The following is a 24,510-nucleotide window of genomic DNA, read 5'->3' on the forward strand; positions in this document are numbered from 1 at the left end:
TTTCATAAGTGGCATGTATAGTAAGACACAACAAAACAGAACAGGGGCAGATGAATTATGGATAAATTAAAGATTCTTGTAGTAGATGATGAAAGCCGTATGAGAAAACTGGTACGTGATTTTTTGGTACGGCAGAATTATGAAGTGCTGGAAGCCGGAGACGGCGAGGAGGCACTGGATATTTTTTATGAAGATAAGGACATTGCTCTGATCATACTGGATGTTATGATGCCGAAAATGAACGGATGGGAAGTCTGCAAGGAAATTCGTGAGACTTCGAAAGTGCCGATCATTATGCTGACAGCCAAGAGTGATGAAAGTGATGAACTGATGGGATTTGATCTTGGAGTGGATGAGTACATTTCAAAACCTTTTTCACCGAAGATTCTTGTAGCAAGAGTGGAAGCAATCCTGCGAAGAGCCAATAAGATCGGAGCAGCTGCGGAGAATATTTCAATCGGTGGAATCGTTCTGGACAAGGCAGCACACATGGTGACGATTGATGGAGAACGGATAGAACTCAGCTTTAAGGAGTTTGAACTTTTGAGTTATTTTATGGAAAATGCAGGAATTGCACTTTCGCGTGAAAAGATACTGAATCATGTGTGGAATTATGATTATTTTGGAGATGCGCGCACAATTGATACGCATGTAAAGAAGCTTCGCAGCAAGATGGGCGCAAAAGGTGATTACATTAAAACCATCTGGGGCATGGGATACAAATTTGAAGTGGAGCAATAAAGATGCATAAGAGAAAGTCGTTATCTGTTCAATTAATTATAACTATGATCGGACTTGTGTTTGGAACCATTGCGTTATGCTGGTTTTTAAATAATACATTTCTGGAACGCTATTATATGCTGAATAAGCAGAAGGAACTCTCTGACGGGTATAAGACGATCAATGAGGCAGCAGATAATGGAGACCTTGAATCGGAAAAATTTGATGTGCCATTTGAAAAAATCTGTGCAAATGGAAATATTATCATTATTGTAATTGGGCAGGACAGGACGGTAATCCGGTCCTCTACGAACAATGCCCAGCTGTTTCAGATGCAGTTGAATGATATGATGTATGGTGTTGAACAGAGAAAGAGTGAGACATTAGAATCCAATGATGATTATGTAATTGAACGTCAGACAGATAACCGAATGGAATCGGAATACCTTGCGCTCTGGGGAAAACTCGATGATGGCAGTGTGATTTATATGAAAACGGCACTTGAGAGCATTCGTGAAAGTGCCCAGATTACAAATACATTTTTCAAATACATCGGACTCATCGCAGTTGCAATCAGTATTGCAGTAATTATTGTGGTATCCAAGAGTATTTCAAAACCAATCCTTGAGCTTTCCACACTTTCAAGAAAAATGTCGGATCTTGATTTTGAAGCAAAATATTATCCAGACAGACATACAACACGGGAGATTGATGCACTTGGTAGCAGTATGAATGAACTGTCGACCACGCTGGAGCAGACCATCTCAGAATTAAAGAGTGCCAACAATGAACTGCAGCAGGATATCGAGAAAAAAGAACAGATTGATGAAATGCGGAAAGAATTTTTGTCAAATGTTTCACATGAGCTGAAGACACCGCTTGCTCTGATTCAGGGATATGCAGAGGGACTTCAGGAATGCATCAATGACGATCCGGAAAGCAGAAATTTCTATTGCGATGTGATTATGGACGAAACGGACAAGATGAACAAGATGGTTAAAAAACTTCTCACCTTAAATCAGCTTGAGTTCGGCAATGAGGCGGTGGAGATGGATCGCTTTGATATTACCGAACTGATCCAGGGTGTGATGAATGCATCCTCTATACTTGCAGCACAGCAGGGGATCAGCATTAATTTTTATCAGGATGGACCGGTTTATGTGTGGGGAGACGAATTTAAAGTAGAAGAAGTGATTACCAACTATCTGAGCAACGCAATCAATCATGCAGAAGGAGAAAAGCGTATCGATATCCGTTATACCCGGTTGGAACAAAAGGTGCGTGTAAGCGTATTTAATACCGGAAAGCCAATTCCGGAAGAAGATATTGATAAAATCTGGATTAAATTTTACAAGGTGGATAAGGCAAGAACGCGTGAATATGGCGGCAGCGGCATAGGCCTTTCCATTGTAAAAGCGATTATGGATTCATTCCATCAGCAGTGTGGAGTAATTAATCATGAAGATGGAGTGGAATTTTGGATGGAACTGGAAAGTAATCATTAGGAATCGTAAATGAAGAAGTTGCGGTCAAAGGTAAAATGTGGTAACATATTAGGCAAGAAGTAACAGAAGAATAGTATCGAGGAACTTATATGAAAAGATGGAAAATGATACTGCTGACAGCAGCTGTTTCATCCACGTTTCTCCTGGGTGGCTGCGGTACAGCAATGTACGACTTGACGGATGATGAGCAGAATATTATTGCTCATTATGCAGCTCATGCACTTGCGAAGTATAATGTATATCAGAAAGATGGAATGACAGATGCTTCGCTGGACGATCCGAAAAAGGGCAAACGGACAGATGATTCGGAAAAAACAGAAGAGACGAAGAACGAGCAGACAACAGAAACACAGACAACAGAGCAGAATACTGACGGTCAGGGTGAAGCACAGAATTCCGGTGATACACAGGAACATGCAATTAGTCTGGCAGATGCAATCGGGCATGGCAATGATCTGAGTGTGACGTATGAGGGAGCTTCGATAGAACAGACTTACAAGAACGATGAGATTTCTTCTGTTGCAGCACCGAACGGGTCAGCATATGTGGTTATGAAGTTTCAGGTTACGAATAACGGACAGAATGATGTTTCCGTGGATACGCTCAGTTACGGACCTGCTTTTACAGCACAGATTGGAGATTCCAGTGTCAAGGCTGAATTGACGATTCTGACAAATGATTTTTCTACTTATCAGGGAACAATCGCCGCCGGACAGACCGTTGAAAATGTTCTTTTATTTAAGGTGCCGGACAGCATTACGCAGGTTCCGGATAATGTGACACTTTCTGTTGATGTGAATGGAAGCATATCCAAAGTCGGATTATAAATAAGTTTTATGATAGTATACAATAGGAAAAGCTATGGGAGGAGATAGTAATGGATACAAATATTCTTTTAGAGTCAGGTACAAATGAACTGGAAATACTGGAATTCACATTAGGGGATAACCATTATGGAATTAATGTTGCGAAGATCCGGGAGATTTTACAATATCAGCCGGTAACACCAGTGCCGAATGCAAATCCAAGCGTAGAAGGAATTTTTATGCCAAGGGATGTGATGATTACGGTTATTAATCTTAAGAAATGTCTGGGATTACCGGATACAGATGAAAAGGGACTTTTCATCATCACGAATTTTAATAAACTGAATGTTGCATTTCATGTGGATCAGGTAATCGGAATCCACAGAGTATCATGGGAAGCAATTATTAAGCCGGATTCGACAATCAATGGAGAGGATGACAGTGTGTCCACCGGTGTTATCAAAATGGATGATAAACTGGTGCTTATCCTTGACTTTGAATCAATTGTTGCTGGAATCAGTCCGGAGACAGGACTTCGGGTAAACGACATTGATGCTATGCAGGAACGGGCAAGATGTGATTCTCCAATTCTGATTGCAGAGGACTCACCGCTTTTGAGCAAACTTTTAACGGATTGCCTGAAGAAAGCAGGTTACACGAATCTGATTGTGACTACCAATGGTAAAGAGGCATGGGACAAGCTTTGTGAGCTGAAAAAAGAAGGAAATGTGACAGAAAGTGTGGATTGTATCATTACAGATATCGAGATGCCACAGATGGATGGACATCGTCTGACGAAACTGGTGAAGTCCGATGACGCTATGAAGAGCATTCCGCTTATTATTTTCTCATCTCTTGTCAATGAAGAAATGAAACGAAAAGGAGAACAGCTTGGGGCAGATGCACAGCTTACCAAACCAGAACTTGGACAGCTTGTAGAAGCAATCGATAAACTGATCCATCAGAACAGTAATAAATAGATACTGATGTAATGGATGAGGGATGTGATGGTGAGTTTCATCACATCCCTTTTGAAGATTAAATGATCATTTCATAATCCTATAAGGGAAGACGTTTTAGAAAAGCAGAATGGAGAATGACCATGAAAAACAAGGAAGAAGATTATCTTGACACATTGTTGAATATTGTGTCAGATGAGAAAGAGGAAGACAGTTCCAATGGAAAAAGTTCAGAGCGCCAGAGAACTCCGGAAAATGAATTTTTAAAAGAGTTTGAAGAAGAACTGAATTCGGATGAGGATTCTGATTATCTGCATGAATTTGAGATGGAACTTCAGGCGGATGAGAGAAGAAAGGCAAAACCGCGTTACACGGAGCCTGAACCGGAAGAAGAGCCAGAACAGCCGGAACCAGAGTCCGAAGTGGAAGAAGAAGCTCCTGCAGCATTGGAATCCGATACGGATGCACCGGACGCAGATACGCAGAATCTGATCGATGGTTTAAAAGCCAGAATGGAAAAAATTCCGGATACAAAGAACAGCGGCGAAGAACCGGATCTGGCCGGAAATGGAAGCGCGGATATTCTGGATATTCTTGCAGGGGATGGAAAGCTTTCGGATATTAAAGATATGTTGTCGGATGATGGAACCGGCAGTGCAGATTCCGGCAGCAGTGCAATTGATGATTTTGCCCAAAAAGAGATGGCAGCGTCTCCGGTGAATGAGGAGAAGCAGGAAGACACGGAGCCGGATGAGAAGAAGGATAAAAAGGGAAAGAGACCAAAGGGAGAGAAAAAAGAAGGCGGACTGTTTGCGAAGCTTGCACATATTTTATTCCACGAAGCAGATGAAGACGTGGAAAGTGTAACAATCAAAGAGCCGGAGCAGGTGGATGTCAAAGAACTTTCAGCTGAGAACCAGCAGATTCTGAGAGAATTAGAAGAATCGGAAAAGGCTTCTTCTAAGAAAAAGAAAGAGAAAAAAGAAAAGAAGCCAAAACAAAAGAAGGAAAAGAAACCAAAACCAAAGAAAGAGAAGAAACCAAAGCCGAAAAAAGAAAAGAAGCCGAAGGAGCCGGATCTTACTCCACCACTTCCGAAAGTTCCGGTAATTTTAATCTGGGTTATGGCCATTTCCCTCATGGTACTCGTTCTGGCGGGAACAAACCTTACTTCGTATCAGAATCATATATCAGAAGCAAAGCAACTCTATTTGGAAGGCAATTATGCACAGGCATATGCGCAGATGGATGGTTTGTCTCTGCATTCTGCAGACAAAGAGTTATATGCCCAGTTGGAAATACTTTCCACAGTTTCAAGCAAATATGATGCATATCAGTCGTTCCAGCAATATGAGAAATATGATATGGCACTGGATTCTTTGATTTGCGCTGAAGGAAGATATCATGTAAACTATAGTAAGGCAGAAGACGCTAACTGTGCAGAAGAGATGAATCAGATGGAATCACTGATCCAGACTGCTTTGCAGGAAAAATACCAGATGAGCACAGACGAAGCAGTACAGTTATATTCGCTCAGAGACAGGGATGAGTATACAAGAGAGGTACAATCAAAGATTAAAGCACTTGGCTTGGAGTAGGAGACAAAATATGATCGCAATTATTGACTACAACGCTGGAAATTTAAAGAGCGTGGAGAAGGCACTTGTGTCTATGGGACAGGAGTGCATGGTTACCAGAAATTTTAAAGAAATCCTTGCAGCAGACAAGGTCATTCTTCCGGGAGTTGGAGCATTCGGAGATGCCATGGAGCAGCTGAAGAAATATGAACTTGACAAAGTTATCCATGAGGTGACAGACAAAAAGACACCTTTTTTGGGAATTTGTCTTGGATTACAGCTGTTGTTTGAGGGCAGCGATGAGAGCAGTGGTGTGGAGGGACTTCACATTCTGGATGGCAAAATTCTTCGCATTCCGGATAAAGAAGGCCTTAAGATTCCTCATATCGGATGGAATTCGTTAACTCTGCAGAATAATGGAAGACTTTTTCATGGAATCCCAGATCAGTCATATGTGTATTTTGTACATTCTTATTATTTGAAAGCTACAGATGAAAGTATTGTGAAAGCGGTCACACAATACAGTACAACTATTCATGCATCGGTTGAGAAGGACAATGTGTTTGCCTGCCAGTTTCATCCGGAAAAGAGCAGTACAGTAGGACTTCAGATACTTAAGAACTTCACAGAAATCACGGGAGGTGCGAGATAATGTTTACAAAAAGAATCATCCCATGCTTGGATGTGAATGATGGCAGAGTAGTAAAGGGTGTGAACTTTGTGAATCTGCAGGATGCAGGTGATCCGGTGGAGATTGCTGCCGCATATGATAAGGCGGGAGCAGATGAAGTGGTTTTTCTGGATATTACTGCTTCTTCGGATAATCGTGGAACAGTCGTTGATATGGTACGCAAAGTTGCAGAAAATGTTTTCATCCCATTTACAGTTGGTGGAGGAATCCGGACGGTAGAAGATTTTAAAGTGCTTTTAAGAGAGGGCGCAGATAAAATTTCAATTAATTCATCGGCAATCAATACGCCACGTCTGATCAGTGATGCAGCTGACAAATTTGGAAGCCAGTGTGTGGTTGTCGCAATTGATGCGAGAAGAAGACCGGATGGAAGCGGCTGGAATGTTTTTAAAAACGGAGGAAGAATCGACACTGGTCTGGATGCGGTTGAATGGGCAATGAAGGCTAATCAGCTGGGGGCAGGAGAGATCCTTCTTACCAGTATGGATTGTGATGGAACCAAGGCTGGATATGATATCGCGCTTACACGTCAGATTGCGGAGAATGTATCGGTTCCGGTTATTGCGTCAGGCGGTGCTGGAACCAGGGAGCATTTTTATGATGCATTAACGGAAGGAAAAGCAGATGCAGCGCTTGCAGCATCTTTATTCCATTATAAAGAACTTGAAATTATGGATCTGAAAAACTACCTCGCAGACAGAGGTGTATCGGTCAGAAGATAGGAGTGGCAGTAAAATAATGGGAATGATCAATAATGACTGGCTTCCGGCAGTACAGGAAGAATTTAAAAAACCGTATTACAGACAGTTGTATCAGTTTGTAAATCAGGAGTACCAGACACATGTGATCTATCCGCCGGCTGATGATATATTCAATGCATTTCACTTTACTCCGCTTAGCAAAGTAAAAGTGCTGCTTCTGGGGCAGGATCCGTATCATAATGAACATCAGGCACATGGGCTGAGCTTTTCAGTGCTTCCGGAGCAGAAAGAGATTCCTCCTTCGCTTCAGAATATTTACAAGGAATTACATGATGATCTTGGGTGTTATATTCCGAATAATGGTTATCTGAAGAAATGGGCAGATCAGGGAGTGCTTTTATTGAACACAGTCCTTACAGTCCGGGCACATCAGGCAAATTCTCATCAGGGACATGGATGGGAACAGTTCACAGATGCGATCATACATGCTGTAAATGCACAGGATCGTCCGATTGTTTATCTGTTATGGGGCAGACCTGCACAGAGCAAGATCCCGATGCTTACGAATCCGAAACATCTGATCTTAAAGGCCCCGCATCCGAGTCCGTTGTCTGCATACAGGGGATTTTTTGGATGCAGACATTTCAGCAAAGCGAATGAGTTCCTTGTGGAACATGGTGAAACACCGATTGACTGGCAGATAGAAAATATCTGATACAGTTTCATCCTAAAGAATTACAGAAATATGTCGATACTATATGTAATAGAACCGTAAACATGGAAAGTTAAGAGAAGTCAAAGGAGTGACAGATATGGCAATTATTTCAGGATATGATTCTTCATCGATCAGCACTTTGTTTTCCAGTTTAAATACAGGAAATAAGACAACAGGAGCTGGAAGTTCAGATCTGCTTGGAATCAGCTATACAGATTATGCGTGCATTCGAAGTGGATCTTATTTCCAGCTGATGAAGGCATATTATGCAGATCCACAAAATAATACAGCTGGTATTGCAAATACTAAGACTACAACAGCAACATCGAAGGATTCAGCGAAGAAGCTTGCAGCGATTGAAAGCAGCACGGAGAGCCTGAATAAATCTGCGGAAGCGTTATATAAGAATTCGAGTCTGTTTCAGGAGAAAACAATCACCGACAAAGATGGAAATAAAACAAAAGGATATGATACAGAAGCTATTTATAAGGCTGTCAGCCAGTTTGTATCTGATTATAATTCCGTAGTTGAAACAGCTGGAAGTTCTGAATCATCAAAGATTACCAATGCAGCGTCTGCTATGGTGAATACGACAACGGAGAACAGAAAGCTTTTAAGCGCGATTGGTATTACGTTTGACAGCAGTAAATACACGATGAAGATTGACAAGGATGCGTTTGAAAAAGCAGATATGAATAAGATTAAGACCTTGTTTCAGGGAACAGGATCTTATGCATATTCGATTGAAGCGAAATCTTCTATGGTGAATATGTATGCAAAAAGTGAAGCATCCAAATCCAATACCTACGGAGCATCGGGGGGATATACCTACAATTATTCAACCGGTGAATTGTATAACACGACAACTTAAGATTTTAATTAAAAAGGGCGTGTGAAAAAACTTTCGTTTTTTCACACGCCCTTTTTGTGTAGTGCGCCGTAAGGCGAACATTTTTGTTCACAGTTTATCGAATAATCTGTGATATTAATTCTCGTCATCATCTGACATTGCATATACCTGGCGTTTTCTTGCCATTTCATCATTCTCAAGATATTCATCATAAGTAGAAATCTTATCGATCATAGATCCATCCGGAAGGAATTCGATAATGCGGTTTGCGGTAGTCTGTACAACCTGGTGGTCACGGCAGGCAAAAAGAATAACTCCGGAGAATTTCATCATACCGTTATTTAATGCTGTGATGGACTCCATATCCAGGTGGTCAGTAGGCTCGTCAAACATCAGAACGTTTGCACCCATGATCATCATGCGGGAGAGGAGAACGCGGACTTTTTCGCCTCCGGAAAGAACGCGCATTTTCTTGACACCATCTTCACCGGCAAAAAGCATACGGCCGAGGAAACCACGCACATAAGTTGCATCTTTGATTTCTGAGAACTGTGTGAGCCAGTCAACGATCAGTTCATCAGAATCGAAAATCTGTGTGTTATCCTTTGGAAAATATGCCTGACTGGTGGTTACCCCCCATTTGAAAGAGCCTTCATCCGGTTCCAGTTCACCGGCAAGGATTTTAAATAAAGTGGTTTTTGCAAGTTCGTTACCGCCGACAAATGCAATTTTGTCTTCACGGCCAACAATGAAGGAAATGTTGTCTAAAACTTTAACCCCGTCGATTGTTTTGGAGATTCCTTCTACCGTAAGAACTTCGTTACCGATCTCGCGGTTTGGACGGAAATCGATGTACGGATATTTACGACTGGAAGGACGGATCTCATCCAGCTGAATTTTTTCCAGAGCACGTTTACGGGAGGTTGCCTGTTTGGATTTGGAAGCGTTCGCAGAGAAACGTGAGATAAAGTCCTGTAATTCTTTGATCTTTTCCTCTTTCTTTTTGTTGGCTTCTTTCATCTGACGGATGATCAGCTGGCTGGATTCATACCAGAAATCATAGTTTCCGGCATAGAGCTGGATCTTACCATAGTCCATATCGGCAATATGAGTACATACTTTGTTCAGGAAGTAACGGTCATGGGATACAACGATGACTGTATTTTCAAAATTGATCAGGAATTCTTCCAGCCATGCAATTGCATCCAGATCCAGGTGGTTGGTCGGCTCATCGAGAAGAAGAATATCTGGATTGCCAAACAGAGCCTGTGCAAGGAGAACCTTGACTTTCAGTGCACCAGGAAGATCAGCCATCAGAGTGTAGTGATCTTCACTTGGAATTCCAAGTCCGTTTAACAGGGTAGCAGCATCGGATTCTGCATTCCATCCGTCCATTTCAGCGAATTCACCTTCCAGTTCACTGGCACGGATACCATCTTCATCTGAGAAATCCTCTTTCATATAAATGGCATCTTTCTCTTTCATGATCTCATAGAGACGTTTGTTACCCATGATAACAGTATCAAGTACGGTATATTCATCATACTTGAAATGATCCTGCTGCAGGAAGGATAAACGCTGTCCAGGTGTGATGACAATATCACCGCTTGTTGGTTCGAGCTGACCGGAGAGAATCTTTAAAAATGTGGATTTTCCGGCGCCGTTTGCACCAATCAGTCCATAACAGTTTCCTTCGGTAAATTTGATGTTGACCTCTTCGAAAAGAGCTTTTTTCCCGAGGCGGAGTGTAATATTATTTGCACTAATCATAACAATTACCTTTCTATATTATATTTATGTTCGTATCAATATGGAATCGCTTACTATTGTACCGTAAAATCTGTAATTTGCAAGAAAAAAATAAATATCATACAGGAAACCTTGTACTAAATTTTAAACAGAAATTCAGAGACTGGTCGCTTTACAGAAGAGTTGGAAAATGATAAAATAATGTCAATAAGCAAAATATGCTTAGGCGTATTGTGTTATTTATTTAAGGAGGAAAAATCATGGCAAGAAAAAAACAATCCATGGATGGTAATACCGCTGCCGCTCATGTAGCCTATGCCTACACAGAAGTTGCTGGTATTTATCCAATCACACCATCAAGCCCGATGGCTGACTCTGTAGATCAGTGGGCAGCTGCTGGACAGAAGAACATCTTTGGTAACACAGTCAGAGTTGTTGAGATGGAATCAGAAGCAGGTGCAGCAGGAACTGTTCACGGTTCTTTAGCAGCAGGTGCGCTGACAACAACATTTACAGCTTCTCAGGGATTACTTCTTATGATCCCTAATATGTATAAAATCGCAGGTGAGCAGTTACCTTGCGTATTTGACGTTTCAGCACGTACAGTTGCTACACAGTCATTAAATATCTTTGGTGACCACAGTGACGTATATGCTTGTCGTCAGACAGGTTTCGCTATGTTATGCGAGACAAACCCACAGGAAGTTATGGACTTAAGCCCGGTTGCTCATTTAGCAGCTCTTGAAGGAAAAGTTCCATTCATCAACTTCTTCGATGGATTCCGTACATCTCACGAGATTCAGAAGATCGAGAAATGGGATTATGAAGATCTGAAAGAGATGTGCCCAATGGATGCAGTAGAAGCATTCCGTGCACACGCACTGAATCCAGAGCATCCAGCAGCTCGTGGTTCTCATGAGAACGGTGATGTATTCTTCCAGCATCGTGAAGCATGTAACACAGCTTACAATGCTTTGCCAGCAGTTGTTGAGAAATACATGAAGAAAGTAAATGAGAAGTTAGGCACAAATTACGATCTGTTCAACTATTATGGAGCACCAGACGCTGATCGTGTAATCATCGCTATGGGTTCTATCAATGACGTTGCAGAAGAAGTAATTGATTACTTAACAGCTAAGGGTGAGAAAGTCGGATTAGTTAAAGTTCGTCTGTATCGTCCATGGTCTCCAGAAGCATTACTCAAAGTTATTCCTAAGACAGCTAAGAAGATCGCTGTATTAGACAGAACAAAAGAGCCAGGTGCTTTAGGTGAGCCATTATACCTTGACGTTGCTACAACACTTCGTGAAGCAGGAATGAACGATGTTGTTTTAGTTGGTGGACGTTATGGATTAGGTTCTAAAGATACTCCACCTTCATCTGTATTCGCTGTATATACAGAACTGGAGAAAGATGAGCCTAAGAAGAGATTTACACTTGGTATCACAGATGATGTAACATACTTAAGCTTACCAGAAGTTAAACCAGCTCCTATCACATCTGCACCTGGAACAAAAGAGTGCAAATTCTGGGGACTTGGTGGAGATGGTACTGTAGGTGCTAATAAGAACTCTACAAAGATCATCGGTGACCATACAGATAAATACATCCAGGCATATTTCCAGTATGACTCTAAGAAAACAGGTGGTGTTACAATTTCCCACTTACGTTTCGGTGATAACCCAATCAGAAGTCCATACTACATCAACCAGGCAGACTTCGTAGCTTGCCACAACCCTGCATATGTTATCCAGGGAATGAAGATGGTTCAGGATGTTAAACCAGGCGGAGTATTCATGATCAACTGCCAGTGGTCTGACGAAGAATTAGACAGCAAATTAAATGCTGAAGCTAAGAAATACATTGCAGATAACAATATCCAGCTTTACACAATCAACGCAATTGATAAAGCTATCGAAATTGGTATGGGTAAACGTACAAATACAATCCTTCAGTCTGCATTCTTCAAATTAGCTGATGTTATGCCAATCGATCAGGCTGTTGAATACATGAAAGCAGCAGCTAAGAAATCTTACAGCAAAAAAGGTGATGCAGTTGTAGAGATGAACTACAAAGCAATTGATGCCGGTGTAGATGCTGTACATAAAGTTGAAGTTCCAGAATCATGGAAGAATCCTGCTCCAGATGCTCCTGCAAAAGAGATTACAGGACGTCCAGAAGTTGTTAAGATGGTAAAAGATCTCTTAGAGCCAATCTCTAAGATGGATGGTGACAGCCTTCCAGTATCTGCATTCATGGGCAACCCTGATGGACAGTTCGAGACAGGTGCTTCTGCATACGAGAAACGTGGTACTGCAGTTATGGTTCCAGAGTGGAACGCAGATGCATGTATCCAGTGTAACAGCTGTGCATTCGTATGTTCACATGCTACAATTCGTCCATTCTTATTATCAGATGACGAAGTAAAGGCAGCTCCTTCAAATATCAAACTTGCTGACATGAAACCTAAGGCTGGCGAGTACAAATATACAATGAGTGTATCTCCACTTGACTGTATGGGATGTGGTGAGTGTATCACTGTATGTCCAAAAGCAGCTGACGGAGCAATCAAGATGGTTCCACAGGAATCACAGGCAGCAGAGCAGCCAGTATTTGACTACTTAGTAGCTAACGTTGGTAAGAAAGATATCGGCCTTTCTGATACAACACCTAAGGGATCTCAGTTCAATCAGCCATTACTTGAGTTCTCAGGATCATGTGCAGGATGTGCTGAAACATCTTACGCTAGATTAATTACACAGTTATTCGGTGAGCAGATGTACATCTCAAATGCAACAGGATGTTCTTCTATCTGGGGTAACCCTGCAGCTACTTCACCATACACAGTAAACAAAGACTCTAAGAAGGGTCCAGCTTGGTCTAACTCATTATTCGAGGATAATGCTGAGCACGGTTTAGGAATGTATGTTGGACAGAAATATGTTCGTGAGATGGCTATTGAATCTGCAAAAGCTTGTGCAGAATCTGACAAAGCAAGCGCTGAATTAAAAGCAGCATTTGCTAAATTCGAAGAGACTGTAAATGATACAAAAGCAAATACACCTGCAACAGCAGCTTTAGTTGCAGAACTTGAAAAAGCAGCAGCAGCTGGATGCCCAGACGCAAAAGCAGCTCTTGCTAAGAAAGATTATCTGTCTAAGAAATCTGTATGGATCTTCGGTGGCGACGGATGGGCATATGATATCGGATTCGGTGGATTAGACCATGTACTCGCATCTGGAGAGAACGTAAACGTTATGGTATTCGATACAGAGATGTATTCTAATACAGGTGGACAGGCTTCTAAAGCTTCTAACATCGGTGAGGTTTGCCAGTTCGCAGCTTCTGGTAAAGAAGTTGGAAAGAAATCTCTTGCTGAGATCGCTATGAGCTATGGTTATGTATATGTAGCACAGATCGCTCTTGGTGCTAACCCAGCTCAGGCTGTAAAAGTAATCGCTGAAGCAGAAGCTTACAACGGACCATCATTAATCATTGGTTACGCTCCATGCGAACTTCACGGTATCGCTAAGGGTGGTATGAACCATTGCCAGGATGAGATGAAGAAAGCAGTTAACGCTGGTTACTGGAATCTGTTCTCATTCAACCCAGAATTAAAAGCTGAAGGAAAGAACCCATTCACTCTGACAAGCAAACCAGGTGATGGATCTTACCAGGCATTCTTAAATAACGAGGCTCGTTATACTCGTCTGATTAAACCGTTCCCAGAAAGAGCTGAGAAACTGTTTAAAGAGTCTGAGGAAGCAGCAGTTGCCCGTTATGATCATCTGTTAAAACTTGTAGAACTCTACAAATAATTAACAAATAGAGAAGCGGCCGTATCAGGATATCTGATACGGCTGTTTTTTTGCATTCTACCACGTTTACAAATATTCGGTGAAATGATACAATAGACATATCTGTTCAGAAAAGATGTTTTTTGAATATACAGATTCCACAGGAGGAAGGTTATGGCTGGGCTGTTCACAAAACTAGATGCACAGGTATTTAGGAATAACCACCGGAAAAAAAAGCGTGAAAGGACGCATAAGACATTGGAGAATAATGATTTTTTATTAACTCAGATTGATGAATTCAGAGAGAAGGCGAAACAGCTTCAGGAACTTCTGCTTTCCAAAGAATCGAAAGTGAAAGAATTACAGACGATTGTTGCGGAGAGGGAAGACAAGGCTGAGGAACTTCAGCATATTCTGGACGAACGGCAGGAGAAAGCGGATGGTATTACTGCAGAAGTAAGCAAACAGATTAACCGCATGATTGAACAGGTGTCTGAGAAGATGGAAGAACTTCAGGCATCGATGAGTAAAGAATTAGAAGATGGACGGAAACTGAACGATGAACAGGCCGAACAGCTTCGAAACAGTTTCGATAAGGCGGACGAAAGTGCCAATAAACGTACCGAAGAACTGATCAAGGCGCTTGAAGGGGTGAACGAGCAGCTTGAAGCTTTGAAACCGGAGCTTTCAGATAAAATTCATACAGAGAATGTAAAATGCTATCGAAATATTCAGGATCTTTTTAAGGGATTTGAAGATCAGATTGAAAAGATCGAGACGGTAGATAAAAATGTAAAATACATAAAGGGAATCACAAAAGTTCTTACTGTGCTTACTGCAGTTGATCTGGTGGGTGTGGTTGCCCTTGTCCTTCATGCAGCAGGTATCCTGTAAAAGGATTTAGGAGAAGGAAGCGCATCATAACGCTTTAATCTTGAAATAAACAGGGATTTTTATCAATAACTAGTAAATAATTTCAATATAAAGGCGGAGATTTAAGATGGAAAAGAAGAAGATTTGGGTTGTTGGACATAAGCATCCAGATACAGACTCTATATGTGCTGCAATCACTTATGCCAACCTGAAGAACAAATTACAGGAACAGAACAAAGATGCTAAGGAGACAGTATGTTATGTTCCGAAAAGGGCAGGAAGCATTAATCCGGAGACAGCCTATGTGCTGAAACGTTTTCAGGTGGACGAGCCGGGATTGGTAACGGACGCTGGTACACAGCTGAAGGATATTTCGATTCGTAGAACAGAAGGGGTGGACAGTCATATTTCCATGAAAAAAGCATGGGAAATGATGAAGATACTGAAAGTTGTCACACTTCCGATTGTGAATGGCAGAAACAAATTAGAGGGACTGATCGTAACTGGCGATATTGCCAAATCATATATGGATGTGTACGATAATTCAATTCTTTCAACTGCGCGCACACAGTATAAAAATATCGTTGAAACACTTGGTGGTAAAGTGATAACCGGAAATGAACATGGCTATTTCGTGAATGGAAAAGTTGTTGTTGGAACCGGAACTGCGGAAGTTGTGGCAAACAGTGTGGAGAAGGATGATCTTGTGATCCTTGGAAACCGTGAAAAATCACAGTTGTTATCAATTAAAGCAGACTGCAGCTGCATGATTATTACGAATGGTTTCGAAGTGAGTCAGGAAGTAATTGCAGCAGCGGAACAGAGACAGGTTGTGATTATCAGTACTCCATATGATTCCTTTACAACTGCAAGACTCATCAATCAGAGTATGCCGATTAAATTTTTTATGACGAAAGAGGATATGATCACATTCCAGCTTGATGATTATGTATCGGAAGTAAGAGATGCAATGTCCAAGATCAGACATCGCGATTTCCCTGTGCTGGATGAGAAACAGAATTACGTTGGTATGATTTCAAGACGTAATCTTATGAGCACACAGAAGAAACAGCTGATTCTTGTAGACCATAATGAAAAATCACAGGCTCTGGATAATATTGATGAGGCAGAAATACTTGAGATCATTGATCATCACAGAATCGGAAGTCTTGAAACGATGGCACCGGTATTTTTCCGTAATCAGCCATTGGGATGCACTGCAACCATTATCTATCAGATGTATCAGGAAAAGGGAATTGCAATTGACAAAACGATTGCAGGACTGCTTTTGTCAGCAATTTTATCAGATACATTGATGTTCCGTTCGCCGACATGCACCGAGATTGACAAAGTAGTTGCAAAAGAGCTTGCAGCAATTGCAAAGGTTGAGATTGAAGAACTTGCACTGAAGATGTTTGAAGCAGGAAGCGATTTCAGCAATAAATCCGATGATGAGATTTTAAATCAGGATTTCAAGATCTTTAGTTCTGGAAGTACTGCATTTGGAGTTGCGCAGGTAAGTGCTATGAGCAGGGGTGAACTCGACAAAGTTCAGAAACGTTTAGAGCCAATCTTAGAGAAGAATCTGGGTGAGAAGAAGATTGATATGATCTTTGTAATGCTTACAGACATTCTGAATGAATCCACTTACATGATTTATAAAGGAAATGATGCGAGAAATGTAATGAGTAATGCATTCAACTGTGCTGCATCGGATGAGGGAGTAGAGTTAAAAGGTGTTGTATCCCGTAAGAAACAGGTAATACCAAATCTTATGAATGCGATTGCAGAGCGATAATCGTTATAAATGCAAGAAAAAGGAGTGTTGTCCCTGATGGACAGCACTCCTTTTTCCAGCTCTATAGGAAGTTTATGAAATTAAGTTTGAAGCTGTTCTCTTGGGTTGCTTCCAAAATTCTTTTTGTATGCACGGGAAAAAGTAGAATAGTTGCGGAAGCCGCATTCGTAACAGGCTTCCGTAATTGGCATTCCGCCGGCAATCAGGTCTTTTGCAAGTAACAGACGCTTGGTGGTCAGATAGTTGCCAATCGTATAACCGGTTTCTTCTTTAAACGTATGCATCAGATAATAACGGCTCAGGTAAAAATTCGATGCAAGATAATCAATGTTGATATCCTCTGTCAGATGCTCATTCAGATAATCGATGATTGCAAGAATTTTCTGATTGGACGAAGTATTGGTAATATATTCAACCCCGTTGTGCAGTGCTGCCCGGTTCAGATGGATCATAAATTCCAGAAACAGGATATTGTGATAAAGCTCATTGGCATATTCATCCTCTTGAAATGAATGTTCCAGATCACGGGTGATCACGCCTAACTTGCTGGTTGCAAATGTATGTACACGTAGTACATGTGACTGGTTTTTGTGTGCACTTTTGAAGCAGAGCGCCAGATCATTATCTTTTTCCTGATAATCTTCCAGATAATTTCTGGAAATATAAAAGATAATGCGCTCATATGGCGTAGTATCATGAATGATAGGGCGATGAACTTCTCCGGCATTGACGAATACAATATCATTTGGACGAAGATCATAGGTACGTCCTTCAATGCAGTATGAGATATTTCCACTGAGACAGATTAAAATTTTATGGAAATCATGAAAGTGAAAATCTATTTCAGGCATATCAGAATCGATCAGATGAAAAATTTTAAAATTATCGGTCAGATAACCGGTTTTTTCATATTTATGCATAAACCCTCCGGATAAAATTTGTAATCTGATAACATGATAAAACAAAATGACACGATTTGCAATGTATTTAGCACTTACGAGGTATTTTGCACAAATAGTGCCGGTTATAATATAAAAGATAGAATGGCTAAATCAAAAGTGAAAGATAAATGATGACAACGGAAAGGAACAGGTGAATATATGAAATTTACAAAGATGCACGGATGCGGAAATGATTATGTATATGTGAATTTATTTGAAGAAACAGTGAAAGATCCAGCAGCGGTTTCTAAATTTGTGAGTGACCGTCATTTTGGAATTGGATCTGATGGTCTGATTACGATCGGACCGTCAGAACTGGCAGATTTTCGAATGAGAATCTATAACGCAGACGGATCAGAGGCTGAAATGTGCGGAAATGGAATCCGGTGTGTTGCAAAATACGTATATGATCATAAGCTGACAGATAAAACAGAGATTACGGTAGAAACAGGAGCAGGCGTAAAAACCCTTGAGCTTACCGTGACCGATGACAAAGTGGAGAGTGTCCGAGTGGACATGGGAGAGCCGATTCTCGAACCGGAGAAGATTCCTGTAATTGCAGATAAAACGCCGGTAGTAGATGAACCGATCATTGTGGGTGGAAAAGAATGGAGAATGACCTGTGTATCAATGGGAAATCCGCATGCGGTGGTATTTGTAAAGAATCTGGCCGATTTTGAAATCGAAAAGACAGGTCCATTATTTGAAAAACATGAACGTTTTCCAAAACGTACGAACACCGAATTCTGTGAACTAATATCAAGAAACGAAGTATCGATGCGGGTATGGGAACGTGGATCGGATGAAACATGGGCGTGCGGAACTGGAACCTGTGCTACGGTCATGGCGTGTATTTTAAATGGTTACACAGAAGACAAAGTTCTGGTACACTTAAAGGGTGGAGATCTTGTGATCGAGTATGACAGAGCTGCAAATCATATTTTTATGACAGGACCTGCAACAGAAGTGTTCCATGGTGAAATTGAGAACAGTACTATGAAATGTGAATAGAATAGAGAAGAGGAAAAGATATGCAGATTGCAAAATTATTAGAAAATTTAGAATATGAGCTTGTGGCAGGAAGCCTGAATACAGAAATTACAACACTTGTCTATGATTCAAGAAAAGTGGAAAAAGGATCGGTATTTGTGTGTATTTCGGGAACGGTTCGGGATGCGCATGATTTTATCCCGGATGTTGTGGAAAAAGGTGCAGCAGCAGTAATCGTTGAGAAAGATGTAACGGTTCCGGATGGTGTTACTGTTGTAAAAGTTGCTGACAGCCGTCTGGCATTGGCATGTATGTCTGCAGCATATTTTGATTATCCGTCAAAAAAGTTAAAAACAATCGGAATTACTGGAACAAAAGGTAAAACAACAACAACTTATATGGTGAAATCGATTCTGGAATCTGCGGGAATTAAGACTGGATTAATCGGTACAATCGAGACAATCATCGGGGATGAGCATATCCCATCAGCAAATACAACTCCGGAGTCCTATGTTGTTCAGGATTATTTTCACCGGATGGTTGAGGCCGGCATGGATGCGGTTGTTATGGAAGTCTCATCACAGGCGTTGATGCTGCACCGCGTATCCGGTTTTGCATTTGATATCGGTGTGTTTACCAATCTTGAGCCAGATCACATCGGAGAAAATGAACATAAAGACTTTGCTGATTATATGCATTGTAAAAGTCTGTTATTCCGTCAGTGCAGACTTGGAATATTTAACGGGGACAGCGAGCATCTTCAGGGCATCTTAGAGGGGCATACCTGTGAGGTGCAGACATTCGGATATCAGAAGGAGAATGATCTGCGTGCGGAACATGTGGAACTGAAGAAGGAACATGGTGCACTTGGCGTTCGCTATCATGTAAGCGGTCTTATGAATTTTGATGTGGAAGTAAATGTACCGGGAAGTTTCAGTGTATATAATTCCCTGACAGCAATTGCAATCTGCAATCATTTTGGAGTATCGGTCGATAAAATTAAAGAAGCACTGTTTCATGTCAGTGTAAAAGGCCGGATTGAAATTGTTCCGGTAACCAGACGTTATACGTTAATGATCGATTATGCGCATAATGCAATGTCTTTAGAGAGTCTTCTTACAACATTAAAGGAATATGAACCGGGAAGACTGGTATGTTTGTTTGGATGTGGAGGAAATCGTGCCAAATCAAGAAGATATGAGATGGGTGAAGTATCTTCAAAACTGGCGGATCTGACTGTTGTAACGTCGGATAATCCAAGAAATGAAGACCCGATGGCAATTATCGAGGATATTCTGGTGGGAGTACACAAGGCCGATGGAAAATACGTAACAATCCCGGATCGCAAAGAAGCAATTGCTTATTGCATGAAAAATGCACAGGATGGAGATATTATTGTGCTTGCTGGAAAAGGACATGAAGATTACCAGGAAATTAAGGGCGTAAAACATCATATGGATGAACGGGAACTGATTGCAGACATTATAAAAGAGAATCCGGATTTAAAACTTTAAATATAAATGGAATCGATAAGGGGAGAGACTCTATGGCAATTTTTAAAGGTGCAGGAGTGGCAATGATTACTCCGTTTCATGAAGATAAAAGTGTGAATTATGAAGAACTCGGCAGGATGCTGGAAGCACAGGTACAAGGTCATACGGATGCGATTATTGTATGCGGAACAACCGGAGAGCCTGTAACGATGTCGATGGAAGAACGGACAGAAGTGATCCGTTTTACCGTAGAAAAGATTGCACACAGAATACCGGTTATTGCGGGAACCGGAGCAAATTGTACACAGACGGCAGTAGAACTTTCGATGAAAGCACAAGAGCTGGGCGTAGATGGTCTGCTGGTTGTAACGCCGTTTTACAACAAGGCAACACAGGAAGGACTGATCGAGCATTACAAGACGATCGCACAAAGTGTAAAACTTCCGATTATTATGTATAATGTACCATCCAGAACCGGATGTAATATTCTTCCGGAAACAGCTGCCCGCCTGGCAGATGAGGTAGAAAACATTGTCGGAATCAAGGAAGCAAGTGGCGATATTTCCCAGATTGCAAAGCTTGCTGCCTGCGTGAAAGGAAAGCTTGATATTTATTCCGGAAATGATGATCAGGTAATTCCGATCCTTTCACTGGGAGGAATCGGAGTGATTTCGGTTCTTTCTAATGTTGTTCCGCAGGACGCACATGATATGGTTATGGAATATCTAAATGGAAATACCAAAAAAGCGCTTGAACTGCAGCTGAAATATCTCGATCTGATTCATGCACTGTTTTGCGAAGTGAATCCGATTCCGGTTAAATGGGCAGCAAACATGATGGGATATCAGGCCGGCGGTCTGCGGCTTCCTCTGACAGAGCTGTCTGCAGCACATAAAGAACTGCTGGAACGTGAAATGAAAAAAGCAGGAGTTCTTTCATAAAGAAATGAAAATATACAATAGGAGAACAATATGGGAAAACAGAATTGGAAACCAGGTAATATGTTAAATCCTGTTCCGGCAGTAATGGTCAGCGTGGCAGATAAAGCTGGAAAAAGAAATATTATTACAATTGCCTGGGCTGGGACGGTATGTACGAATCCACCAATGGTGTCCATATCCGTAAGACCGGAACGCTATTCCTATCATATGATAGAGGAAACCGGAGAATTCGTGATTAATCTTACAACAAAGGAGCTTGTGAAAGCCTGCGATTATTGTGGCGTGACAAGTGGAAGAGATGTGGATAAATTTGAAAAAATGAATCTCACACCACTTACCATGCAGAATGTCAATGCCCCGGGAATTGCGGAAAGTCCGGTAAACATTGCATGCAAGGTAGTGGAAACCAGACCGCTTGGAAGTCATACCATGTTTTTAGCAGAGGTTGTGGGCGTTACAATCGATGATGCTCATATGGATGAGACCGGAAGATTTCATATCAATGAGACCGGACTGGTTATGTATTCGCATGGAGAATATTTTCTTATGGGTGAGAAATTAGGAAAATTTGGATACAGTATCCAGAAAAATAAATAAGATGTGAAAACAGATCAGCCGGGAGAGTTTCCCGGCTGATTTTATTTGAGAAGATGATCCATAAGATATGCGTAGATATCTTCGTTTTCTTTTTTCCAGTTATTGCAGATAGCCTCCGCCTGATCTTTGTTTTTTACAGACAAGGTAAGATCTACGACGGTGTTGCCCTCGGATTTTACCTGACATCGAACCGCATAATCGTGATTCGGTGTGCGGTAATAATCTGCGAGAATTGCATTTTCCTTGCGAAGCACCATCTTGTTTTTTTCAAAATATTTATAGATGTCAGCCTCGATTGCATCGGTAATCTTGTCTTTAAAAAAGCCAAGTGTTTCACGACCGGCAGCAGTAATCGTATACTGGGTGTTGGAATGTGTGGATTCAGCAAGAATCAGATCGGCATCAACGAGGTCTCCGATGACCTGCTGGACGCGGAAGTAATCGGTGTATTCCAGTTCAAGGAAGAAATTGGAAATCTGTGTATTGGTTAGTGGAAACCCTGCTTTATCCAGCATATTTAAAATGGTTAGTTTATAGATTGTAAATGGTTCTGCCATGATAAAAGCCTCCTTTTATGTTTGATCATGAAGGACAGTAAAATTTTCCCTGCCAGGTATCACGTTCCAGAAAACGTTTCTGAATGGTGTTTAAAACACGTTTTTTATCGGTGCTCCATAATGGCGCTACAAGAAGCTTCCTTGGACCATCGCCTGTGATGCGGTGGATAACAATTTGCTCCGGGAGCCGTTCAATACAGTCAACGATCAGATCACAATATTCGTCTAATGTAAATAGAGGAAATGGTTCTGCAGCATACTGATCGGAGAGAGCGGTTCCTTTTAAAATATGCAAAAGCTGCAATTTTATTCCCTGGATATCAGAGTGAGCGATATATTCGACAGACTGCAGCATCATATCTTTCGTTTCACCGGGAAGTCCGAGAATCAGATGGGCGATCACCGACAGGCCGCGTTTGCGAAGAGATTGTCTGGCCCATTCAAACTGTTCGAAGGTAGTATGCGTGTTCAGCTTCTGAAGTGTCTGATTATGGATCGTTTGAAGTCCAAGTTCAATCCAGACCGGTTTGATCTGATTCAGTTCGCTCAAAAGATCCAGGATCTCATTGGAGAGACAGTCGCTTCTTGTTCCGATCGACAAAGCAACGACCTGTGGATCGGAAATTGCCGCTGTGAAGATTTTCCTTAAATAAGAAACTGGTGCATAAGTATTCGTATATGCCTGAAAATAAGCGATAAATTTGTGGCAGTTTGTTTTGGATTGGATGCGTTCACGGGCTTCCAGTAATTGTTCTGGAATGGTGAGCGTTTTTGAAGCTGCAAAATCTCCGGATCCTCCGAGACTGCAAAAAGAACAACCAGTAGTAGCATATCTGCCATCGCGATTGGGGCATGTCATGCCTCCATCAAGAGAGAGACGATATACCTTTTCTCCATATGTCTGTTTCAGATAATAATTTAGAGAATAATACCGCTTGTCACCCCACAGGGGAGAAGCGGTATGTGGTTTTTGTGCATTCATAAATTAATGGATGTGTGATTTAACAGCCTGGCTGACAACTTCTGCAACGCGTGGATCAAATGCTTCCGGCATAATGAAATCATCATTCAGTTCTTCATCAGATACGAGGTGGGCGAGTGCTTCTGCAGCAGCAAGCTTCATCTCTTCTGTAATCTGTGTAGCACGGCCTTCCAGAGCACCTTTGAAAATTCCAGGGAAAGCAATTACATTATTGACCTGATTTGGGAAATCACTGCGTCCGGTACCAACCACTCTTGCACCCGCAGCTTTTGCCACATCCGGCATGATTTCAGGAACCGGATTAGCCATTGCAAAAAGGATGGAATCCTTATTCATGGATGAAACCATTTCCGGAGTAACGATGTTCGGAGCGGAAACACCAACAAAAATATCTGCACCCTTTAATGCGTCTGCAAGTGTTCCTTTTTTATTGGAAAGATTGGTTACTTCCGTCATCTTTTTCTGCATCCAGTTAAGACCAGGATAGTCTTTTCCGATGATTCCTTCACGATCACACATGGTTACATGCTGGAAACCATATGTCAGAAGAAGACGTGTGATCGCAACACCGGCAGAGCCTGCGCCGTTTACAACAACCTTGCAGTCTTCCTTTTTCTTTCCGGTTACGCGAAGTCCGTTAATGATTCCGGCAAGAACAACAATTGCAGTACCATGCTGATCGTCATGGAATACCGGAATATCGAGCATTTCTTTCAGGCGTTCTTCAATTTCAAAACATCGTGGAGCCGAAATATCTTCTAAGTTGATGCCGCCAAATCCAGGAGCTATATTTTTAACTGCGGCAATAATTTCTTCGGTATCCTGAGTATCAAGGCAGATCGGAACCGCATTTACGTTACCAAACTCCTTAAAAAGGACACATTTGCCTTCCATGACCGGCATTGCAGCATAAGGTCCGATATTTCCAAGTCCGAGAACGGCACTTCCGTCGGAAACAACGGCAACCGTATTGGCTTTCCAGGTATAGGTATAAGCAGCTTCTTTATTCTCTGCAATTACTTTACATGGTTCAGCGACACCAGGGGTGTAAGCGATTGCCAGATCTTCACGGCTGTTTACCTTTGATTTGGCAATTGTTTCAAGTTTTCCATTCCATTCTTTGTGACATTGTAAAGCTTTTTCTTTATTATCCATAGTGATTCTCCTGTCTGTATGATAAGTTCTATGATACCATTTCAAATGAGACAAATCAAGATTGTGGAAAAAGGTGTTTTCAATTTCAAAGAACTGGTGTATAATAGAAAACC

At 41.5% G+C, this 24,510-nt stretch carries 21 protein-coding genes; 16 read left to right on the plus strand and 5 right to left on the minus strand.

What is annotated here, in order from left to right; all coding sequences use genetic code 11:
• The first annotated feature begins 57 nt into the window (after positions 1-57).
• From FYJ75_RS00360 to FYJ75_RS00400, 9 genes are all read left to right on the plus strand, one after another.
• The gene (locus tag FYJ75_RS00360; protein ID WP_154427694.1) at positions 58-741 is read left to right on the plus strand and encodes a response regulator transcription factor; all 684 of its coding nucleotides are present in this window, start codon (positions 58-60) and stop codon (positions 739-741) included.
• 2 nt (positions 742-743) lie between these two features.
• Positions 744-2,225 (plus strand): sensor histidine kinase, encoded by a 1,482-nt coding sequence (locus FYJ75_RS00365; protein WP_154427696.1) that lies wholly within the window; start codon positions 744-746, stop codon positions 2,223-2,225.
• Positions 2,226-2,314: 89 nt separating this feature from the next.
• Positions 2,315-3,052, plus strand: coding sequence for a DUF5067 domain-containing protein (locus FYJ75_RS00370; RefSeq protein WP_154427698.1), 738 nt, complete (start codon positions 2,315-2,317; stop codon positions 3,050-3,052).
• 50 nt (positions 3,053-3,102) lie between these two features.
• Positions 3,103-4,011, plus strand: a complete 909-nt coding sequence (locus FYJ75_RS00375) for a chemotaxis protein (RefSeq protein ID WP_154427700.1) — start codon at positions 3,103-3,105, stop codon at positions 4,009-4,011.
• 122 nt (positions 4,012-4,133) lie between these two features.
• Positions 4,134-5,588: a hypothetical protein gene (locus FYJ75_RS00380; RefSeq protein WP_154427702.1), complete on the plus strand. Its 1,455-nt coding sequence runs from the start codon at positions 4,134-4,136 to the stop codon at positions 5,586-5,588.
• Positions 5,589-5,598: 10 nt separating this feature from the next.
• Positions 5,599-6,219 carry an imidazole glycerol phosphate synthase subunit HisH gene (gene hisH / locus FYJ75_RS00385; protein WP_154427704.1) on the plus strand — a complete coding sequence of 207 codons (621 nt, stop codon included), beginning with the start codon at positions 5,599-5,601 and terminating at the stop codon, positions 6,217-6,219.
• Positions 6,219-6,980 carry an imidazole glycerol phosphate synthase subunit HisF gene (gene hisF / locus FYJ75_RS00390; protein WP_154427706.1) on the plus strand — a complete coding sequence of 254 codons (762 nt, stop codon included), beginning with the start codon at positions 6,219-6,221 and terminating at the stop codon, positions 6,978-6,980. Before hisH ends, hisF begins: the two co-directional genes overlap by 1 nt.
• Before the next feature lie 16 nt (positions 6,981-6,996).
• Entirely contained in the window at positions 6,997-7,674 is a 678-nt protein-coding gene (locus FYJ75_RS00395) for a uracil-DNA glycosylase (RefSeq protein WP_154427708.1), read from the plus strand.
• Positions 7,675-7,771: 97 nt separating this feature from the next.
• On the plus strand, positions 7,772-8,545 hold the full coding sequence (locus tag FYJ75_RS00400; RefSeq protein ID WP_235906968.1) for a hypothetical protein: 774 nt from the start codon (positions 7,772-7,774) through the stop codon (positions 8,543-8,545).
• 114 nt (positions 8,546-8,659) lie between these two features.
• Here the strand turns inward: FYJ75_RS00400 and FYJ75_RS00405 are convergent, their stop codons facing one another.
• The gene (locus tag FYJ75_RS00405) at positions 8,660-10,294 is read right to left on the minus strand and encodes an ABC-F family ATP-binding cassette domain-containing protein (protein ID WP_154427710.1); all 1,635 of its coding nucleotides are present in this window, start codon (positions 10,292-10,294) and stop codon (positions 8,660-8,662) included.
• 239 nt (positions 10,295-10,533) lie between these two features.
• Here FYJ75_RS00405 and nifJ point away from each other — a divergent pair, with 239 nt between their 5' ends.
• From nifJ to FYJ75_RS00420, 3 genes are all read left to right on the plus strand, one after another.
• Complete coding sequence (gene nifJ, locus FYJ75_RS00410) at positions 10,534-14,091, plus strand: pyruvate:ferredoxin (flavodoxin) oxidoreductase (RefSeq protein ID WP_154427712.1); 3,558 nt, start codon at positions 10,534-10,536, stop codon at positions 14,089-14,091.
• A 153-nt stretch (positions 14,092-14,244) separates the two neighbouring features.
• On the plus strand, positions 14,245-14,964 hold the full coding sequence (locus tag FYJ75_RS00415; protein WP_154427714.1) for a hypothetical protein: 720 nt from the start codon (positions 14,245-14,247) through the stop codon (positions 14,962-14,964).
• Between the two features lie 106 nt (positions 14,965-15,070).
• The gene (locus tag FYJ75_RS00420; protein ID WP_154427716.1) at positions 15,071-16,741 is read left to right on the plus strand and encodes a putative manganese-dependent inorganic diphosphatase; all 1,671 of its coding nucleotides are present in this window, start codon (positions 15,071-15,073) and stop codon (positions 16,739-16,741) included.
• A gap of 80 nt (positions 16,742-16,821) precedes the next feature.
• On the opposite strand, the gene FYJ75_RS00425 is transcribed toward FYJ75_RS00420, so the two are convergent.
• On the minus strand, positions 16,822-17,661 hold the full coding sequence (locus FYJ75_RS00425) for a helix-turn-helix domain-containing protein (RefSeq protein ID WP_154427718.1): 840 nt from the start codon (positions 17,659-17,661) through the stop codon (positions 16,822-16,824).
• Positions 17,662-17,841: 180 nt separating this feature from the next.
• Here FYJ75_RS00425 and dapF point away from each other — a divergent pair, with 180 nt between their 5' ends.
• Genes dapF through FYJ75_RS00445 form a run of 4 tightly spaced genes read left to right on the plus strand, consistent with a single transcriptional unit; the run spans position 17,842 to position 21,703 of the window.
• The gene (dapF, locus tag FYJ75_RS00430) at positions 17,842-18,693 is read left to right on the plus strand and encodes a diaminopimelate epimerase (RefSeq protein WP_154427720.1); all 852 of its coding nucleotides are present in this window, start codon (positions 17,842-17,844) and stop codon (positions 18,691-18,693) included.
• Positions 18,694-18,713: 20 nt separating this feature from the next.
• Positions 18,714-20,186, plus strand: coding sequence for a UDP-N-acetylmuramoyl-L-alanyl-D-glutamate--2,6-diaminopimelate ligase (locus tag FYJ75_RS00435; RefSeq protein ID WP_154427722.1), 1,473 nt, complete (start codon positions 18,714-18,716; stop codon positions 20,184-20,186).
• Between the two features lie 32 nt (positions 20,187-20,218).
• The gene (gene dapA / locus FYJ75_RS00440; RefSeq protein WP_154427724.1) at positions 20,219-21,106 is read left to right on the plus strand and encodes a 4-hydroxy-tetrahydrodipicolinate synthase; all 888 of its coding nucleotides are present in this window, start codon (positions 20,219-20,221) and stop codon (positions 21,104-21,106) included.
• A gap of 30 nt (positions 21,107-21,136) precedes the next feature.
• On the plus strand, positions 21,137-21,703 hold the full coding sequence (locus FYJ75_RS00445) for a flavin reductase family protein (protein ID WP_154427726.1): 567 nt from the start codon (positions 21,137-21,139) through the stop codon (positions 21,701-21,703).
• Positions 21,704-21,744: 41 nt separating this feature from the next.
• On the opposite strand, the gene FYJ75_RS00450 is transcribed toward FYJ75_RS00445, so the two are convergent.
• From FYJ75_RS00450 to FYJ75_RS00460, 3 genes are read right to left on the minus strand one after another with little or no spacing between them, the layout of a single operon-like run.
• On the minus strand, positions 21,745-22,260 hold the full coding sequence (locus tag FYJ75_RS00450) for a DUF4364 family protein (protein ID WP_154427728.1): 516 nt from the start codon (positions 22,258-22,260) through the stop codon (positions 21,745-21,747).
• A 25-nt stretch (positions 22,261-22,285) separates the two neighbouring features.
• Positions 22,286-23,242 (minus strand): TIGR01212 family radical SAM protein, encoded by a 957-nt coding sequence (locus FYJ75_RS00455; protein ID WP_154427730.1) that lies wholly within the window; start codon positions 23,240-23,242, stop codon positions 22,286-22,288.
• A gap of 3 nt (positions 23,243-23,245) precedes the next feature.
• Positions 23,246-24,397: an NAD(P)-dependent malic enzyme gene (locus FYJ75_RS00460; protein ID WP_154427732.1), complete on the minus strand. Its 1,152-nt coding sequence runs from the start codon at positions 24,395-24,397 to the stop codon at positions 23,246-23,248.
• Between the last annotated feature and the right edge of the window lie 113 nt (positions 24,398-24,510).

This window comes from Roseburia porci (genome assembly GCF_009695765.1).
GTDB classification, from domain to species: Bacteria; Bacillota; Clostridia; order Lachnospirales; family Lachnospiraceae; genus Roseburia; species Roseburia porci.